Annotated in this window: 16 protein-coding genes; 4 read left to right on the plus strand and 12 right to left on the minus strand. The window is 73.3% G+C overall.

Features of this window, described 5'->3' with window-relative positions; all coding sequences use genetic code 11:
• Positions 1-26 precede the first annotated feature (26 nt).
• The 9 genes from FBY41_RS01285 to FBY41_RS01325 form a co-directional block, all read right to left on the minus strand.
• Positions 27-1,916 carry a Na+/H+ antiporter gene (locus tag FBY41_RS01285; protein ID WP_141841623.1) on the minus strand — a complete coding sequence of 630 codons (1,890 nt, stop codon included), beginning with the start codon at positions 1,914-1,916 and terminating at the stop codon, positions 27-29.
• A 74-nt stretch (positions 1,917-1,990) separates the two neighbouring features.
• Positions 1,991-3,166 (minus strand): DegT/DnrJ/EryC1/StrS family aminotransferase, encoded by a 1,176-nt coding sequence (locus tag FBY41_RS01290; RefSeq protein WP_141841624.1) that lies wholly within the window; start codon positions 3,164-3,166, stop codon positions 1,991-1,993.
• Positions 3,163-4,200, minus strand: coding sequence for an SDR family NAD(P)-dependent oxidoreductase (locus FBY41_RS01295; protein WP_141841625.1), 1,038 nt, complete (start codon positions 4,198-4,200; stop codon positions 3,163-3,165). Before FBY41_RS01295 ends, FBY41_RS01290 begins: the two co-directional genes overlap by 4 nt.
• A 91-nt stretch (positions 4,201-4,291) precedes the next feature.
• On the minus strand, positions 4,292-5,347 hold the full coding sequence (locus FBY41_RS01300; RefSeq protein ID WP_141841626.1) for a nucleotidyltransferase family protein: 1,056 nt from the start codon (positions 5,345-5,347) through the stop codon (positions 4,292-4,294).
• Positions 5,344-6,585 carry a UDP-N-acetylglucosamine 2-epimerase gene (gene neuC, locus FBY41_RS01305; protein WP_141841627.1) on the minus strand — a complete coding sequence of 414 codons (1,242 nt, stop codon included), beginning with the start codon at positions 6,583-6,585 and terminating at the stop codon, positions 5,344-5,346. The genes FBY41_RS01300 and neuC overlap by 4 nt, the downstream gene beginning before the upstream one ends.
• Positions 6,566-7,633, minus strand: a complete 1,068-nt coding sequence (locus tag FBY41_RS01310; protein ID WP_141841628.1) for an N-acetylneuraminate synthase family protein — start codon at positions 7,631-7,633, stop codon at positions 6,566-6,568. Before FBY41_RS01310 ends, neuC begins: the two co-directional genes overlap by 20 nt.
• Positions 7,630-8,265, minus strand: a complete 636-nt coding sequence (locus FBY41_RS01315; RefSeq protein WP_141841629.1) for a NeuD/PglB/VioB family sugar acetyltransferase — start codon at positions 8,263-8,265, stop codon at positions 7,630-7,632. Before FBY41_RS01315 ends, FBY41_RS01310 begins: the two co-directional genes overlap by 4 nt.
• Position 8,266: 1 nt before the next feature.
• Positions 8,267-9,703 carry a hypothetical protein gene (locus FBY41_RS01320; protein ID WP_260439491.1) on the minus strand — a complete coding sequence of 479 codons (1,437 nt, stop codon included), beginning with the start codon at positions 9,701-9,703 and terminating at the stop codon, positions 8,267-8,269.
• A gap of 54 nt (positions 9,704-9,757) precedes the next feature.
• Positions 9,758-11,182 carry a lipopolysaccharide biosynthesis protein gene (locus tag FBY41_RS01325; RefSeq protein ID WP_141841630.1) on the minus strand — a complete coding sequence of 475 codons (1,425 nt, stop codon included), beginning with the start codon at positions 11,180-11,182 and terminating at the stop codon, positions 9,758-9,760.
• A gap of 172 nt (positions 11,183-11,354) precedes the next feature.
• On the opposite strand from FBY41_RS01325, the gene FBY41_RS01330 reads away from it, so the two are divergent.
• Genes FBY41_RS01330 through FBY41_RS01340 form a run of 3 tightly spaced genes read left to right on the plus strand, consistent with a single transcriptional unit; the run spans position 11,355 to position 13,932 of the window.
• Positions 11,355-12,392 carry a Gfo/Idh/MocA family oxidoreductase gene (locus tag FBY41_RS01330; RefSeq protein WP_260439492.1) on the plus strand — a complete coding sequence of 346 codons (1,038 nt, stop codon included), beginning with the start codon at positions 11,355-11,357 and terminating at the stop codon, positions 12,390-12,392.
• Positions 12,389-13,150 carry an acylneuraminate cytidylyltransferase family protein gene (locus FBY41_RS01335; RefSeq protein ID WP_141841631.1) on the plus strand — a complete coding sequence of 254 codons (762 nt, stop codon included), beginning with the start codon at positions 12,389-12,391 and terminating at the stop codon, positions 13,148-13,150. Before FBY41_RS01330 ends, FBY41_RS01335 begins: the two co-directional genes overlap by 4 nt.
• Positions 13,147-13,932 (plus strand): SDR family oxidoreductase, encoded by a 786-nt coding sequence (locus FBY41_RS01340; protein ID WP_141841632.1) that lies wholly within the window; start codon positions 13,147-13,149, stop codon positions 13,930-13,932. The genes FBY41_RS01335 and FBY41_RS01340 overlap by 4 nt, the downstream gene beginning before the upstream one ends.
• Before the next feature lie 130 nt (positions 13,933-14,062).
• Here FBY41_RS01340 and FBY41_RS01345 read toward each other — a convergent pair whose 3' ends face one another.
• Positions 14,063-15,082 carry an LLM class F420-dependent oxidoreductase gene (locus FBY41_RS01345; protein ID WP_141841633.1) on the minus strand — a complete coding sequence of 340 codons (1,020 nt, stop codon included), beginning with the start codon at positions 15,080-15,082 and terminating at the stop codon, positions 14,063-14,065.
• Positions 15,083-15,147: 65 nt separating this feature from the next.
• On the opposite strand from FBY41_RS01345, the gene FBY41_RS01350 reads away from it, so the two are divergent.
• Positions 15,148-15,612 (plus strand): CoA-binding protein, encoded by a 465-nt coding sequence (locus FBY41_RS01350; protein ID WP_141841634.1) that lies wholly within the window; start codon positions 15,148-15,150, stop codon positions 15,610-15,612.
• A 79-nt stretch (positions 15,613-15,691) separates the two neighbouring features.
• On the opposite strand, the gene purE is transcribed toward FBY41_RS01350, so the two are convergent.
• Together purE and FBY41_RS01360 are read right to left on the minus strand one after the other, a co-directional pair.
• A complete protein-coding gene (gene purE / locus FBY41_RS01355; RefSeq protein ID WP_141841635.1) occupies positions 15,692-16,240 on the minus strand; it encodes a 5-(carboxyamino)imidazole ribonucleotide mutase in 549 nt (182 codons plus the stop codon).
• On the minus strand, positions 16,237-17,481 hold the full coding sequence (locus FBY41_RS01360) for a 5-(carboxyamino)imidazole ribonucleotide synthase (RefSeq protein WP_141842990.1): 1,245 nt from the start codon (positions 17,479-17,481) through the stop codon (positions 16,237-16,239). The genes purE and FBY41_RS01360 overlap by 4 nt, the downstream gene beginning before the upstream one ends.
• Positions 17,482-17,492: the final 11 nt, after the last annotated feature.

Consider the following 17,492-nt stretch of genomic DNA (forward strand, 5'->3'; position numbering starts at 1 on the left):
CAAAGGTCCGACGGCCGACGGCCTGCTCAGCCGGTCAGCTCGTCGACGTAGCACCAGCGCCACGCCTCGCCGGGCTCGATGGAGCGCATCACCGGGTGCCCCGTCTCGTGGAAGTGCGCGGTGGCGTGCTTCATCTCCGAGGAGTCGCAGCACCCCACGTGGCCGCACGTGAGGCAGAGGCGCAGGTGCACCCATGTCGTCCCGTCGCGCAGACACTCCTCGCACCCCTCGGGCGTGCGCGGCTCGACGCACGACTCGGCGACGTCGCGCAGGTGGTCGCAGGCGGGTTCGATGGTCTCCATGGGCAGCACCTCACTGTCTGCCAGGCGCTCGGCCTGGTCGTCGATCCGGTCGAGCATCGTCTCCTCGAGGTCGAGCGCGCTGAGCACGACCCGGAGCACCTCGTGGTCGGCGCGGCCCTCGTCGCGCAGCCGGAGCACCTCGGTGCGCTCGGCCTGCAGCATGGCCAGCCGCCCGCGCCGGTAGCGGTCGCTCGGGGTCTCGTCGACGCCCGCGCCGCGCGCGCCGAGCCGCTCCCACATCGCGTTGACCCGGTCCTCCGACCGCGACGTCAGCAGCTCGCGGGTCTCGGCATCGATGGCCGGCGTCGCGGCCAGCTCCGCGAGCCCGGCCCGGCTCGCCGCAGCGAGGACGGTGGCCGCCTGCAGGGCGTCCTCGCGCGGGTCGGGCCCTCGCACACCGAGCCGGCGCGCGAGGGCCGGCAGCGTCGTGCCCTGGATGAGCAGGGTGCCGACGGTGACGACGACGGCGATGAGGACGAGCACGTCGCGGTAGGGAGTGTCCGTCGGCAGCAGCAGGGCGGCCGCGAGCGTCACGACGCCGCGCATGCCCGCCCACGACAGCACGGCCGAGTGCGTCCACGGCGCCGGCGCCTCCCGGTGGAGCATGCGCGTGGTGAGGAACCGGAACGGGAAGACCCAGACCGGCCGCAGCAGGAGCACGACGACGAGCGTGCCGACCGCCGCGAGGGCGATCTGTCCAGCGGTGAGCTCCGAGGCACGCACCCGGTCGAGGACGTAGAAGACCTGGAGGCCGATGAGGAGGAAGACGGCGTTCTCGAGGAGGAACTGGATCGAGCTCCAGTTGATCCGCTCGCTGAGGCGCGAGGCGGCCGACTGGGTCCGGGGCGACTTGTGCCCGAGGATGAGTCCCGCAGTCACCACGGCGATGACGCCCGAGGCGTGCAGCTCCTCGGCCGGCACGTAGGCGGCGAAGGGCACCATGAACGACAGCACGGTGTCGAAGGCGGGCTCGCCCGAGAAGTGCTTGCGCAGGACGGTGACGACGAACGCGACCGCGAGCCCGACCGCGACGCCGCCGAGCGAGGCCCAGAGGAAGTCGCCGACGACCGTGCCGACCGTGACCTCGCCGCCGAAGGCGCTCGCGGCGAGACCGGCCGCGGCCAGGGCGGTGCGCAGGGTCACGAGCGCGGTGGCGTCGTTGACGAGCGACTCACCCTCGAGGATCGCGACGAGGCGTCGTGGCAGCCCGATCTGGCGACCGATCGAGGTCGCCGCCACGGCATCCGGCGGAGCGACGACCGCGCCGAGGGCGAAGGCGACCCAGAAGTCGATGCCGAGGGCCCACTGGAGGAAGACGGCGACGCCGAGCGCGGTGAAGAGGACCAGCCCGACCGAGAGGCTGAGGATGACGCCCCGGTTGTTGCGGAAGTCGACGAGCGACGTCCGGATCGCGGCGGCGTAGAGCAGCGGCGGCAGGATGCCGAGCAGCACGATCTCCGGGCTGAGGGCGACCTCGGGCACGAAGGGCAGGTAGGACCCGACGATGCCGATGACGATGAGCACGAGCGGTGCCGACACGCCCAGCCGTTCGGCGACCCACGCCCCGGCGAGAACGGTGGCCGCGATGGCGAGCAGGCCGATGGCGATCTCCACCGGCCCATCCTGCCGCACCCCGTCACCCGGCGCGCGACCCGCCCATCCCGCTCGAGTGAACTGGGGCCGCTGGCTCAGGAGGAGAAGAAGGACCGGACGCCGGCGATGACGCGCTCCTGGTCGCTCTCGGTCAGCTCGGTCGCGCACGGCAGCGAGACGCCGCGCTCGAAGAGCCCGTCGGCGACCGCTCCCCCGACGACCGGGGCCGCCGCGAAGGGCGGCTGGGCGTGGAGCGGCCGCCACAGCGCGCGCGCCCCGATGCCGAGAGCGCCGAGGTGGTCGAGCAGCTCGTCGCGGCCGCGGCCGTCCGCCTCGGGCACGAGCACGGAGTAGAGCCAGTACGTCGCGTCCAGCCCGTCGACCCGCGGCGGCAGGACGACCGGCAGGTCGCCGAGGGCCTCGTCGTAGCGCGCCGCGATCCGGTGCTTGGCCGCGACGAAGTCGCCCAGCCGCTCCAGCTGGGCGAGCCCGAGGCCGGCGGCGATGTTGGTGAGGCGGTAGTTGTAGCCCACCTCGTCGTGCAGGTAGCCGACGTCGGGCACCTTCGCCTGGGTCGTGAGGTGACGCGCCCGGGCAGCCAGCGCGTCGTCGTCGGTGACGATCATGCCGCCGCCGCCGGTCGTCGCGATCTTGTTGCCGTTGAAGGAGAAGCACCCGATCGCACCGACGGTGCCCGTGTGCCGGCCGGCATACCGTCCACTCGACCACGTGGCACCGAGCGACTCCGCGGCGTCCTCGAGCAGGGGTATGCCGTGTCGCTCGCACGCGTCGACGAGCGGTTCCATGTCGGCGGGCTGGCCGAGCACGTGCACGACCTCGACGACCTTCGGCAAGGGTTCCCCGGCGGCGGCACGGCGGTCGAGCTCACCCGCGAGCAGGTCGGGGTCGAGGTTCCACGTGCGGGTCTCGCTGTCGACGAGCACGGGCCGGGCCCCGAGGTAGGCGATCGGGTTGACCGAGCCGACGAAGGTGAAGTCGGAGCAGACGACCTCGTCGCCCGCCTGGACGCCGAGCAGGATGAGGCCGATGTGGATGGCAGCCGTGCCCGTCGAGCAGGCGATGGCGTGCTTCGACCCGACGTGGTCGGCGAAGCGCCGCTCGAACTCCGAGACGAAGGGTCCGACGGACGAGACGAAGCCGGACTCCACCGCCTCGAGGACGTAGCGCCGCTCGAGCTCGCCGATGTTCGGGACGGCGAGCGGCACGGTGCCCTGGGGTCCCCGCGCTCCCGGTGCGTGCGCCTCGGTCACCGGTGGTACCGCGCTGCCGTGTCGGGGTCGACCCGGGGGCGCAGCCACTCGGCGGTGGCCGCGAGACCCTCCTCCAGCGACACCGTCGGCGCCCAGCCGAGAACCTCGTTCGCGAGCGAGGGGTCCGAGAGCAGGATCTGCACCTCGGAGCCCTCGGGGCGGATGCGTGCCTCCTCGGTGACGATGCGGGCCTCGCTCGAGGTCACCTTCGCACAGAGGTCGACGACCTCGCCCACCGAGACGGTGCGGCCGGTGCCGAGCTGGATCGTCGTGCCGGGCGCGACGTCGGAGAGGGCCGCGCGCACGAAGCCGTCGGCGGTGTCGGTGACGAACGTGAAGTCGCGCTTGGGCGTCACGTCGCCGAGCCTGATCTCGGCCGCGCCGGTGAGCATCTGCGAGAGCACGGTCGGGATCACCGCCCGGGTCGACTGGCGCGGGCCGAAGGTGTTGAAGGGCCGCAGCGTCATGACGGGCGTCTCGAAGGACAGCGCGTAGGACTCGCACATCTTGTCGGCCGAGATCTTGGTCGCCGAGTAGGGCGACTGCCCCCGCAGCGGGTGCGCCTCGGTGATCGGCACGGACTCGGGCGTGCCGTAGACCTCGGACGTCGACGTGTTGACCATCCGCGGCGTGCCGTGGCGCCGCACGGCCTCGAGCACGTTGAGCGTGCCGATGACGTTCGTCTCGACGTAGGAGCGGGGCGCCACGTAGGAGAAGGGGATCGCGATGAGCGCCGCGAGGTGGAGGACGACGTCGACGCCCTCGGTCGTCGCCATGACGTGCTCGGGGTCGCGGATGTCGCCGAGCACGACCTCCGCCTGCCCGTCGCGCACAGCCGCGCGGAACGTGTCGGACTCGTCGAGCCAGCCCGTCGACCCGTTGGAGTTGTAGAGGCAGAAGGCCCGCACGTGGGCCCCGTCGGCGAGCAGTCGCTCGACGACGTGGGAGCCGATGAAGCCGTCGGAGCCCGTCACGAGCACCGTCTTGCCGGCCACGGACCCCTCGATGGGCCGGGTGGTCAGTTCGTCTGTCACAGCTGCCTTCTCGTCGATCGTGAGTGATGTCGTATGCCGTCCGGCCGGGTGTGCGAGTGCCTGCCCGGAGCTGGGTGGGGCCGCCGTGGGCTCACGCGTGGCCCTTGGCCCGCGCGAGGTCGATGGGGGTGCCGACGTCGATCCACTCGGCCGTGATGGGCCAGGCAGTGACGACCTCGTCGCGCTCGAGGCAGGTCTCGACGAGCTCGGGCATGGTGCTCGCGCGACCGGCAGGGAGCCAGGCGAGCGCTCGCGGCTCGACGGCATACACGGCGGCGTTGATGTCGAAGCTCAGGGTGGGCTTCTCGGAGACGTCGGTGACGCGGCCCCCTGTGATCTCGACGACCCCGAACGGGACCTCGTGCTGGTAGGTGCGCGTCGCCATCGTCACCGTGGCGCGGGTGCGGCGGTGGGCGTCGAGGAGGTCGTTCGCGTCGAACTCGACCATGAGGTCGCCGTTCATGACGAGCACCGGGTGCTCGAGGTCGGGCCGCTCGGCGCGCAGGAGGGTCAGCGAGCCCGCGGTGCCGAGCGGCACGTCGGGGTCCTCGCGGAGGTAGCGCACGGTGCAGCCGAGGCGCGACCCGTCGCCGAGGTGCTCCTCGATCTGGTCGGCGAGGTAGTTGACGCTGACCCAGATCTCGCGCACGCCGTCACCGACGAGCCCGAGGACGATCCACTCGATGATGGAGCGTCCGGCCACCGTCATGAGCGGCTTCGGCGTGTGCTTGGTCAGCTCGCCGAGCCGGGTGCCACGGCCCCCGGCCATGATGACCGCGATGTTGGGCAGCGGTGCGGACCCCACGACGTCGGAGAGGGTGTGCAGGCCGACGAGTGTGCGGTCGTCATCGAGCTCGGGCACGACCGAGATGCGCAGGGCCTGCATGAGGTCGAGGACGAGCGCGCGCGGTGAACCGGCCGCGACGAAGTGCGGTGACCTCGTCGCGTGGTCGATGGCGGCGTCGTCGAGCGAGCTGCCCTTGAGGAACGCTCGGCGCAGGTCGCCGTCGGTGAGCAGCCCGGCGAGGTGGCCGGCGTCGTCGACGAGGAGGCAGACGGCCGTTGCGCTGCGGTCGACGACCTCGAGGGCGTCGCGGATCGATGCGGTCGTGGGTGCGCACGCGGCGCGCAGGTCGCGCTCGGTCACGGCTCCTCCTCCCGGTCTCGCTCGCCGCTGCCGCCCTCGGGGTCGTGCGGCAGGTCGACGAAGTGCTTGGCCCGGCTGCTGCCGGGCGCTTCCCGAACGATAGCGAGGATGCGCCGGCTCGCCCCACCCGTGCCGTAGGGGTTGCTCGCGGCCGCCGTCCGGTCGCGCCACGCCGGCGACAGCGCGGTGCGCAGGGCCGCCTCGACGGCGGCGCGCCCCTCGTCGGCGTGCACGACGTTGTCGCCGCGCAGCCTGCCCCGCTGGCGGTCGCCGACGTCGACGGCCGGCACGTGCACGGTCGCCGCCTCGATGACGCCCGAGCTCGAGTTGCCGACGACGACGTCGGCCGCGGCCAGCACTGCGGGGTAGCTGCGGCCGAGAGCGGTGACGAGGTGCAGTCGCGGCTCGGCGGCGGCGAGGTCCGTGAGGGCGGCGAGCACCTCGTCACGCCCCTCGTCCATGCCGGGGTGGGTCGCGAGCACCGTGCCGCACACGGCGAGCGCCGCCTCGGCCGCCTCGCGGACCCACTGCCCGACCGGGGCGCCGTGCTGGGCCGTCGGTGGGTGGTAGGTGAAGAGGGCGAACGGTCGCTGCACCGACGCCACCCCGAGGAGGCGGGCCAATACCTCGTCGTCGGCGGGCCCGGCCACGGCCAGACGATCGAGTCCCGGCGCGCCCGTCACGTGGATGCGCTCGGGCGCCTCCCCGAGCTGGCGCAGGCGGGAGGCGGCGTCCTCCGAGGCGACGCAGTGCTGGTCGGCGAGCTTAGTGACGGCGTGACGCACCCGCTCGTCGAGCGCGCCCTCGGTCACCTCGCCCCCGTGCAGGTGCACGACCGGCACGCCGAGCAGCACGGCCGGAGGCACGACGTAGAGCAGCTCCCAGCGGTCGCCGAGCACGACGAGCACATCGACGGACTCCTCCTGGAGCGCCCGCCCCGATCCCCGGGCGAGGACGGCTCCCTGCTCGAGCTGGGCACCGACGGTGACCTCGGCCATCGGGTCGGCGAGCGAGATGATGCGCTCGTGCCACGACGGCACCGACCCGCTGGGGGGCAGGGCCTGCGCGAGGTCGTCGGCGGCATACATGACGCCGGTGAGGATGCGCAGCCTCACGTCGGCAGCGCCCGCGAGCGCCTCGATGACCGGCAGCAGCGGCCCGAGGTCGGCACGCGTGCCGACGAAGACGGCGACGGTGAGCGGGGCGGTCACGCGCGCCTCAGCGGGCCAGGTCGTCATCGGTGACGGGAGCTCCTGCGGCGACGTCACGGGCGAGAACCCGGCCGCGGATGTCGACCGCCGGGCTGATGCCGCCCTCCGGTCGGAGCAGCAGGAGGTCGGCGCCGCTCAGCGCGGCTCCGGCCGCGAGGTCGTGCGCGGCGTGCCAGGAGCGGCGCACGAGGACGGCGTTCTCCTCCTCCGAGGGCATCCGCACCTTGACGCCGTCGCCCAGAGCGCGGGCGAGCTGCTTGGTCTGCGTGACGTAGTCGGCGAGCGCCTCCGGCTCGAGGCTCGCGAGGTGGTCGGGCCCCGGCAGGGTGCGGTCGCTCGTGAAGTGCTTCTCGAGGACGGGCGCCCCGAGCGCCACCGCGCCGAGCGCGGTCGTCAGCCCGGGCGTGTGGTCAGACCACCCCACCGGTATGCCGTGTCGCTCGGTGAGGCGCGGGATGACCCGCAGGTTGCACTCCTCCACGGGCGCCGGGTAGGCGGAGACGCAGTGGAAGAGCACGAGTCCGGGGGCGCCCCCGCAGGCCTCGACCGCCGCGGCCACCTCGGCCTCGGTGCCCATGCCGGTCGAGACGAGCAGGGTCACCCCGAGGCGGGCGAGCTCGCGCAGGTAGGGCAGGTTGGTCAGCTCGCCGGAGCTGACCTTGAGCGCCGGCAGCCCCAGGCCCACGAGCATCTCGGCGCTGTCGAGGTCGAAGGGCGTCGACAGGAACGTCGTGCCCGCCTCGGTGGCGTGGTCGCGCAGCTCGACCCACGCCTCCGTCGGCAGGGTGAGGGCCGCGAGCAGGCTGCGCTGGTCGGCCGAGCCGCCCCGGTCGCGTTGGTAGGGGGTCGTCGCCGCGGCGGATGAGACGAGCTTGTCGGGCGAGAAGGTCTGGAACTTCACCGCGTCGGCGCCGGCCTGCGCCGCGATGTCGACGAGGCGGTGGGCGAGGTCGAGGTCGCCGTTGTGGTTGACGCCGGCCTCGGCGATGACGTAGACGTCGCCGGCGGTCGGCACCGCCCGCCCGGCGATGTCGACGGGCGTGACGGCGGGCTGCTGCCTGGGCGGGGTGGTCATGCGGATCCTCCACGTCTGGTCGCCGGGACACCGACGACGGTCTGGCCGTCGCTCACCGGGCTGGTGACGACGGCCCCCGAGCCGATGGTCACGCGGGCGCCGACCCCGACGCCCGGCAGCACGCGGGCTCCGCTCCCGACGAGCGTGGCGTCACCGACCGAGGCTGCTCCGAGGAGCACGGCGCCGGGAGCGACGTGCACCCCCACCCCCACGACGCAGTCGTGCTCGACGACGGCTGCGGTGTTGACGATGACGGCGTCACCGAGGTCTGCGGCCGGGCCCACGTGGGCATGCTCGAGCACGACGGTGCCCGCGCCGAGGCGGCTGCGCGGCGAGACGGTGGCGGTGCTCGCGACGACCGGGGGCGCGCTGAGCCCACGGGCGAGAAGGTCGGCCACGAGTCGGGCCCGCGCGGCGTTGGCTCCGACGGCCACGCAGGTGTGGAGCCCGTCGCGCTCGGCGAGGGCGAGGGCCTCGGTGTCGTCGGCGAGCACGTCGACGTGCCAAGGCTGCCCGCCGGTCAGGCCCGAGACGGCGACGACGCTCTGCCCAGCTCGCTCGAGCACGTCGACGACCGAGCGGGCGTGGCCACCGGCCCCGAGCACGACCCAGCCCCGGCTGGTGGTTGCCACGTCAGGCCGTCCCGGCGGGAGCCACGTCGTCGGCGTGGTGGCCGAGCGAGACGGCCGCCTCGCCGAGGGCCGCGCCGACCTTGCGGATGTTGGCGGGCTCGAGGACGGCGGGCACGCGCGGGGGGTCGAGCACGAGGCCCTCCCACGAGTTGCGCACGTAGTCGTTCACGAACCACTCGTCGATGCTCGCCCGGTCGGCGTGCAGCGACTCCCAGCCGCGCTGCGCCACGAACGCCGTGAGGTCGTCGGGCGCGTCGAGCGTGAGGACGTTGGCGAGGCCGCTCCACGGCATCTGCGCACCCGCGACGACGGGGAGGCCGAGCAGGCCGGCCTCGAGGCCGACGGTGCCGGTCGCCGTGACGGTGAAGACGGCGTCGCGCATGAGCTCGCGCGAGTCGGCGAAGGGGTCGATCGTGGCGATGTTGGGGTGGGCGTCGAACTGCGGCCAGTAGTCAGGGTCGCGACGCCACATGAAGTGAGCGTGCTCCTTCACGGCGACACCGATGTCGAGCGGCGCGAGCGCATCAGCGAGAACCCTTGCGGTGTAGGCCTGGTCGCGCCACTCCTGGCCCATGACGTCGACGCTCGACTCCGGCTGCACCTGCAGCGGGAGGAAGACGAAGCGATCGGGCAGGGGGTCCCACCGGCGGCTCTGGTACTCCCGGAGGTTGAGCCGCGCCTTGACCGGGTTGAGCCACGGCAGGCGCGCGTAGTCGCTGGGCTTGGGCAGCTGGAGGTTGGCGCCACGGTCGACGGCGAACTCCTTGACGCGGTCGGTGGCGAGGCGCCAGACCTCCTGACCGGTCTCGACCTGGAGGTTGCGCGCGAAGCCCATCGGCCGGCCCTGCTCGGCCCGCCACGAGCGGATGAACTCCTCGCCCGCCGCGAGCGCCGAGGCGTCCTCGACCTGTCGCTGCCAGAGCGTGATGCCCTTGGGAGCGCCGATGAGGCCGAAGCGGTCGGACGGGAGCCGGATGCCGCGTGGCCAGGTCGCGAGGCCGCCGTGGTGGGTGACGAGACCGGCCGTGAGCAGCTCGGAGGTCACGGTGAACTCCGTGAGGGCGAGCACCGGCCCGCGGCCCGCGATGACCGACTCGAGCTCCTCCGCCGCGAGGTTGAGGAAGTTCATCGCGGTGTCGACCCGGTTGCGGCGCAGGGCCCGCTCCGAGACGAGCAGGTCGAGCACGTCGAGACCGACCCCGGCGCACGCGCGCTTGAGAGCGGCGTGGGGCGCAAGGCCACTGACGACGTTGGCCTTGCGTGCTGCGGCATACGGCAGCCGGACCGTCGTGGCGCGTGGGGCGTGCTGGCGCACCCAGGCGAGGTTGGCGTCGGTCCGCACGACGAGGACGAGGTCCTTCGTCTCGAAGCCGGCGTGCACGAGGGCCGGCACGAGCAGGTCGTCGTAGCCCAGTCCCATGTGGACCAGTGGTGTCACCACGAAAGCGTCTCTCCTGCGGGTCGGTCGGAGCGGGTGGGCGGGCGCCTCATCCTAGCCGCGGAGCGTGCGCAGGATCCGCGGCGCGAGCAGCAGCCCGACCGCTGCGACGGCCGCAGCGGCCACGAGACGCAGCCAGAGCGCCCCACCCGCTGACGGCGCCGCCGCACCGGCGAGGGCCACGAGCACGGCTCCCACGGCGACGAGCCACAGCCTCGGCGGCCATCGCAGCGGGCTGTGGGCCCGGGTGAACCACGTCGTCAGGGCCATGAGCGCGGCATACCCGAGCGCCTTGGCGACCGCGACGCCCACGATGCCGTAGGCGGGGGCCAGCCACAGCGCGAGCACGACGAGGACGGCGAGCGCGGCCAGTGCCGCCCACGCGAGGCGACCGGTCCGCTCGGCGTCGAGCACCGCGAGCGACGAGCCCTGGTAGATCATGTAGGAGACCGACACCGTGCAGATCACCCCGAGCGCCGCGACCATGGCGACGCGGTCGAAGCCGGAACCGGCCATGAGCGTGACGAGCCACGGGCCGAGCAGCGACACCCCCGCTGCCCCGAGGCCGACGACGGCGGTGAGGGCCGTGCCGGTGCGGGCGGTCCAGCGCCACCGCCGGTCGAGCGGGTGCGACAGGACGAGCGGGCCCCAGGCGTTGAAGAGCGCGACGGCGAGGACGAACGGCATGTTGCCCAGCTGGAGCGCCACCTGGTAGGCCCCGGTCGCTGCCTCGCCGACGAGCCACCGGGTGAGCAGCACGTCGCCGGAGAGCAGGCCCAGCATCGCCGCCGCCTGCGGCAGGAGGGGGGCCGCGAGGCGCACTCCCGCGCGCACCCGCTCGCGCTCCGCCGTGGGCCAGAGCGGTCGGCCGAGGAGCGCCGCGACGATCGCCGCCACGACGACCACCCCCGCGTATGCCGTGAGGTAGGCGCCAGCCGTCGGCTCGGCCCGCGCGGCGAGCAGTCCCGCGAACTGTGCGGCAACCGTCGAGAGCACCGCGAGCGCGAGGAAACCCCAGGGCTGCAGGCGAGCCCGCATGAGCGCCTGCCCGGAGACCACGGTGGTGAGACCCGCGCTGGCGAGCACGAGTGGCACCCACTGCGAGAGGTCCGCGTGACCCGCTGCCGACAGGACGAGGGCGAGGCCGATGCCGAGCGCGGCGAGGACGAGGGCGAGCAGGATCATCGTGCCGGCGAGCGCGCGGGCGGCCCGCGGGCCCTCGGTGCCGCGGTGGTGCTCGCGCAGGATCACCTGGGGCAGGCCCGCGGCGGCGAGGGTGCCGATCATCTGCACGACGACGAGGCCGGTGGCGACCCGGCCGAACTCGGCCGGGCCGAGGGCTCGTGTGGCGAAGGGCAGCACGAGCAGGACGCCGAGGCCCTGCAGGGCCGTGCCGACGAGGTAGACGACCGAGTGCGCGCCGAGCGAGGCGCCTGCCCGGTCGGCGGGGGGCGCGGTGCCTTCGGGCGGGCTCGTCACAGACCCGAAGGTACCGGTGCGGGCGGCGCGATCCGGCCACCTGCACGCGTCAGCGCCGGCCGCACACCCCGAGCCGGGCGCACACCCCGGAGCCGGCCGCAAACGGCAGACGCGGTGCCGCTGACCCCGAGGTGTGCGCGCCGCGGGCCGGTGCGTCCTCTAGCCTGCAGGTGTGCCCAGCCCGTCCGCCCCTGCGCTGCGCGTGGTCGTGCGCGGCTCCGGCTCCATCGGGCGACGGCATGCCCGGGTCTTCCGCCAGGTCGGCGCCGACGTCTCGCTGTGGCCGGTGCGCGACCGCGGGCTCGCAAACGGCGCCGCTGACGACGCGACGGGCGCCCGCCTGCTCGACGACTCGACGGGTCCAGCCAGCCTGCGCGACGCGTTCGTCGTCGTCGCGACCGACACGTCCCGCCACGTCGGTGATGCCCTCGAGGCCCTCGACGCCGGCGCCGAGATGGTTCTCGTCGAGAAGCCGGTGGCCCCGACCGCGGCCGCCGCGCATGCCCTCGACGAGCATCCTCGCCGGTCCGCGGTCTGGGTCGCGGCCCCGCTGCGCGCCCACGAGGGGTTCCGCCACCTGCGCCGCCTCGTCGGCCGCCTCGACCGCGGCGGCGCGGCTCACGTCCGGTCGCAGTCGTGGCTCCCGGACTGGCGACCGGACCGCGACTACCGCGAGTCCTACTCCGCTCGGCCGGACGAGGGCGGGGTGCTGCGTGACCTCGTCCACGAGATCGACTACGCGACAGTGCTTTTCGGCCAGCCCGCCCTGGTCGGGGCTAGTATGGTGACCGGCGGCCCGCTCGACATCGAGGCCGAGCAGGGGGCCACCCTCCTCTGGGGCAGCGGGCTCTTCGACGTCACGACGCGGCTCGACTACGTCACGCGCCCGACAACCCGCGGCGTCGTCGTCACCTCGCCCGACGGCATCCTCGAGTGGGACGTCGTCCGCGCCACGGTGCGCCACACGACGCCGGGGGGAGAGCGCACCGAGCAGGTGTTCGACCACGACCTCGACCGTGACATCGTCATGGGCACGCAGGCCCGCGCCGCCCTCGCGCTGCGCCCGTCGTCGCCACTCGACGAGCGCATCGCGCGCGGCGCGCCGGCGACGTTTGCCGACGGCATCGCGGCCGTGCGCCTCTGCGACGAGGCTCGCGCCTTCGGCACGCGGGGGCCTGCCGCCATCTCGAGCCCGGAGAACCCAGCGTGAGCGAGCAGAAGCCACCCCGCGTCCTCGCCGTGATTCCCGCCAGAGGCGGATCGAAGGGCCTCCCGGGCAAGAACACCCGCCGGCTCTTCGGCCTGCCGCTCATCGTCCACAGCATCCGCGCCGCCGAGCTCACCCCGTCGATCACGCGGTGCGTCGTCTCCACCGACTCCGGGGAGATCGCCGCGGTGGCACGGGCATTCGGCGGCGACGCCCCCTTCCTGCGCCCCGCCGAGCTCGCCGGCGACGACGCCCCCATGGCGCCGGTCGTGCGGCACGCGCTGGAATGGTGCGAGGCCGCCGAGGGCGAGCGCTACGACGCCGTGCTGCTGCTCGACCCGACGAGCCCCGCCCGGGTGCCGGAGCAGCTCGACGACGCCGCGCGACGCCTCGCCGCCCACCCCGAGCTCGACGGTGTCATCAGCGTCTCGGAGCCCACCTTCAACCCGGTGTGGGTGGGCGTGCGACCAGCCGCAACCCCCGACGGCGCGCTCCAGCGGTTCTTCGACGCCGGTGCCGGGGTCACCCGCCGCCAGGACGCCGACCGCTTCCTGCGCATCAACGGCAACTTCTACCTCTGGCGCGCCGACTTCGTGCGCCGACTCGAGAAGTCGTGGTTCGACGAGGGCAGGCACGCCGGGGCGGAGATCCCCGAGTCGCAGGCCTTCTCGATCGACGACGAGTACGAGTTCCGCCTCATCGAGGCGCTCATCGTCGCCGGCATCATCCGGTTGCCGTGGATCGAGAGGGAGACCCCATGACGTCCGTCCCCACCGACCTCAGCGGCCGGACGGCCGTCGTCACCGGCGGCGCCGGCCCGCTGGGAGCCGTCCTGGCCGATGCGCTCGCGACCGCGGGCGCCCGGGTCGTCGTGGTCGACCTCCACCCCGACACGTGCGCGGCGACGGCTGACGGCCTGCCCGGCGAGGGCCACGTCGCCGTAGCCGCGAATCTGCTTGAACCACAAGGACTCTCGAGCGTCGTCGCTGCAGTCGGCGAGCTGGGTGCTTGCGATGTCCTCGTCAACAACGCCGCCTTCACCGGCACCTCCGGAGTGCCGGGGTATGCCGTGCCCTTCGAGGAGCAGACCGACGAGTCCTTCGCGATGGCGCTGGCTCTCAACCTCACGGCACCCTTCTCGCTGACGCGAAGGCTCGCTCCCCTGCTGCGAGCGGGTGGCCACGGCAGTGTCGTCAACGTGTCGAGCATCTACGGCCTCGTCGGGCCCAACATGGGTCTCTACGAGGGGACACGCATGGGCAACCCCGCCGCATACGCGGCGAGCAAGGGCGGGCTCGCCCAGCTGACCCGCTACCTCTCCACGGTGCTGGCGCCCGAGGTCCGGGTCAACGCCTTCGCCCCCGGTGGCATCGCGCGTGGCCAGGACGACGCCTTCGTCGAGCGCTACGAGCGGCTCACCCCGCTGGCCCGGATGGGCACGGAGGACGACTTCCGCGGTGTCGTCACGTGGCTCGCCTCCGATGCCTCGGCCTACGTCACCGGCCAGGTCGTCGCCGTCGACGGCGGCTGGACCGCCTGGTAGCCCATCGAAAGAGCAGTTCGTCGGGAGGCCGCCCGCCCGCAGCCAATCGAAAAAGCAGCTCGTCGGGAGGCCGCCCCGCGGCCGAGGCGACGAACTGCTCTTTCGATTGGGGCTGGGAGAGCCCCCTGGTTCAGCTCGTGAGCTCGGGGGCGACCGTCTGCTCGAAGAGCTCGATGCCCGAGCGGTCGTAGGCGGCCTCGGCGAAGTACGTGATCGCATACGTCATGCCGCGCGACTCCATGTCCTTGAGGGTCGCGACGATCTTGTCGGGCGTGCCGACGGCGGGCTGCGTGCGCAGGTCCTCGACGGAGGCGGCGGCCTTGTCGTCGGCGACGCCGCCCTTGCGCAGCAGCTCGCCGTAGAACTGGAGGCGGTCCTCGACGTCGGCGTCGGTCTCTCCGATGACGACGTTGTAGTTGGCCGACCGCACGATCTCGCCGAAGTCGCGGCCGAGGTCGTCGCAGTGGCCCTTGAGGATCTCGCTCTTGTGGTCGAAGCCCTCGGCGGTGCCGTCGAAGTTCGTGTAGTCGGCGTACTGGGCCGCGATCTTCAGCGTCACCTTCTCACCGCCGCCGGCGATCCACATCGGGATGCCGTTGAGGGCGCTACCCGGGTGGCTCGTGCCCTGGAGGGGTCGCGGTGCGCAGATGGCGCCGTCGACCTGGTAGTACGTGCCGTCCAGCGTGGCCGAGCCGGACATCCACATGTCGCGGAAGACCTGGACGCCCTCACGGAGCGCGCCGAGCCGGTCGCCGGCCTTGGGGAAGCCGTAGCCGTAGGCGCGCCACTCGTGCTCGTACCACCCGGCGCCGATGCCCATCTCGGTGCGGCCACCGGAGATGACGTCGACCGTCGCCGCGACCTTCGCGAGGTAGGCGGGGTTGCGGTAGGCCATGCACGTGCACATCTGGCCCAGGCGCACCCGGCTGGTCACGGCGCCAAAGCCGGCCATGAGCGTCCACGCCTCGTGGGTCGCCTCGCCGGACGGCTGGGGCACCGTGTGGAAGTGGTCATAGACCCAGATCGACTCGAAGGTGTCGCCGTCGTCGGCATGCCGGGCCAGGCCCGCCATCACCTCCCACTGCCGAGCCGGCTCGATGCCGACGAGATCCATGCGCCAACCCTGGGGAACGAACAGTCCGAATCGCATGGCGCCCATCCTGTCACTCCGCACCGCTCGGCGCCCGGGTGGCAGGTCGTGCCACGATGAGCGACATGAGCCCCCACCACAACGCGCCCGAGGTGGTCCGCGACCTGCTGCACACCCCCGCCACGTGGGCGGTCGTGGGCCTCGGCGACAACCCCGACCGGACGGCATACCACGTGTCGCTCTGGCTGCAGCGCGAGCTCGGCATGCACCTCGTCCCCGTGCACCCGAGCGCCGCGACGGTCCACGGCGCGACGGGCTACGCGAGGCTCGCCGACATCCCCGACGGCACCGTCGTCAAGGTCGTCGACTGCTTCGTCAACAGTGCGCACGTGGGCGCCGTCGTCGACGAGGCGATCGCCGAGCGCGACCGCCTCGGCATCGAGGCCCTGTGGCTCCAGCTCGGCGTCGTCGACGAGGCCGCGGCGCAGCGAGCGGAGGCGGCCGGGCTCGCCGTCGTCATGGACACGTGCCCCAAGATCGAGTGGCCCCGCATCCAGCCGGGCGACGGAGCCGACGCCGTCACCGGCTGACGTCCTCACCGGCCGACCGGCTGACCTGGCTGACCAGCTGACCCGGCTGACCAGCTGACCCGGCTGCCCGGTCGCCGCCTCAGTCCTGCAGGCCGCGCGCCACCTGCTCACGCAGCGCCGCACCCTTGGCGTGCGCCTGGTCGCGCAGGTCGGACTGGAAGGTGAGCATCTGCTCGCGCACGTCGGCGGCGAGGTCGTCGCTGCCGGAGCCGATGATGCGGGCAGCGAGCAGTCCGGCGTTGCGTGCCCCACCGATCGACACGGTGGCGACCGGTACCCCCACCGGCATCTGGACGATCGAGAGCAGCGAGTCCATGCCGTCGAGGTAGCGCAGCGGCACCGGGACCCCGATGACCGGCAGCGGCGTCACCGAGGCGAGCATGCCGGGCAGGTGCGCAGCTCCCCCGGCCCCGGCGATGACGACGCGCAGCCCGCGGCCGGCAGCCCCATGCCCGTAGGCGATCATCTCGTCGGGCATGCGGTGCGCCGAGACGACGTCTGCCTCGTAGGCGATGCCGAACTCCTGCAGGGCCGCTGCCGCCTCGCGCATGACGGGCCAGTCGCTGTCGCTGCCCATGACGATGCCGACGACAGGGTCGCCGGCCGGGACGGGATCGCTCGCGCTCATTCGGTGATCACTCCTCGGAGGTAGTCGGCGGCGTGGCCGGCGCGCCCGCGGGCGTCGGCGAGGTCGGGTCCGCTGACGTTGACGTGACCGATCTTGCGGCCGGGTCGCACCCCCTTGCCGTAGACGTGGACCTTGGCGCCGGGGTCACGCGCCATGATGTGCCGGTATGCCGGGTAGAGGTGCTCGTAGTCGCCGCCGAGCACGTTGGCCATGACGGTCCACGGCGCGGTCGGGCGGGGGTCGCCGAGCGGGAGGTCGAGCACGGCGCGCAGGTGCTGCTCGAACTGCCCCGTCACGGCGCCGTCCATCGACCAGTGCCCGCTGTTGTGGGGGCGCATCGCGAGCTCGTTGACGACGTATGCCGCCCTGCCGCCGCCCGCGCGCACCTCGAACATCTCGACCGCGAGGACCCCGGTGACGCCGAGCTCGCCCGCGACGCGCAGCGCCGCCTCCGTGACGACCGAGGCGAGGTCGGGGTCGAGACCGGGTGCGGGCGCGAGCACCTCGGTGCAGATCCCGTCGGTCTGCACCGTCTCGACGACGGGCCAGGCCGCGGCCTGGCCCGAGGGGCTGCGGGCGATGAGCACGGCGAGCTCGCGGACGAAGTCGACCTTCTCCTCGAGGAGCAGACCGTCCTCGACCGGCCCCGGCCGACCCACGCGGCCCAGCCAGTCGGACAGCTCGTCGGCCGACGCGACGACGCTCACGCCCTTGCCGTCGTAGCCGCCGCGCGGGGTCTTGGCGACGATCGGCCAGCCGACGTCGTCGCCGAAGGCCGTCACCTCGTCGGCGGTCGTGGCGCGGGTCCAGCGCGGACAGGCGATCCCGAGCCCGTCGAGGCGCTCGCGCATCGCGAGCTTGTCCTGCGCGAAGCGCAGCGCGGCCCGGGTGGGGTGGAGGGCGACACCGTCCTCCTCGAGGGCCTGGAGGATGTCCTGGGGCACGTGCTCGTGGTCGAAGGTGACGACGTCGCAGGAGGCCGCGAAGTCCCGGATCGCCTCAAGGTCGGTGTGGTGGCCGACGGGGGAGCTCGGCACGACGAGGGCTGCAGCGGCGGTCTCGCTCTCGGCGAGGATCGACAGCTGGATGCCGAGCTCGACGGCCGGACCCTGCATCATCCGCGCGAGCTGCCCTCCGCCGACGACTCCGACGACGGGGAATCCGCCCGGGGCCCGTAGGGGCCGGCTCGCCTTGCTGGGCCCGCTCTGCTTGCTCGGTTGGCTCGGTTGGCTCGTCGGCACGCTCACGACGC

The sequence above is a fragment of the Humibacillus xanthopallidus genome, from assembly GCF_006716675.1.
In the GTDB taxonomy this organism is placed as follows: domain Bacteria; phylum Actinomycetota; class Actinomycetes; order Actinomycetales; family Dermatophilaceae; genus Humibacillus; species Humibacillus xanthopallidus_B.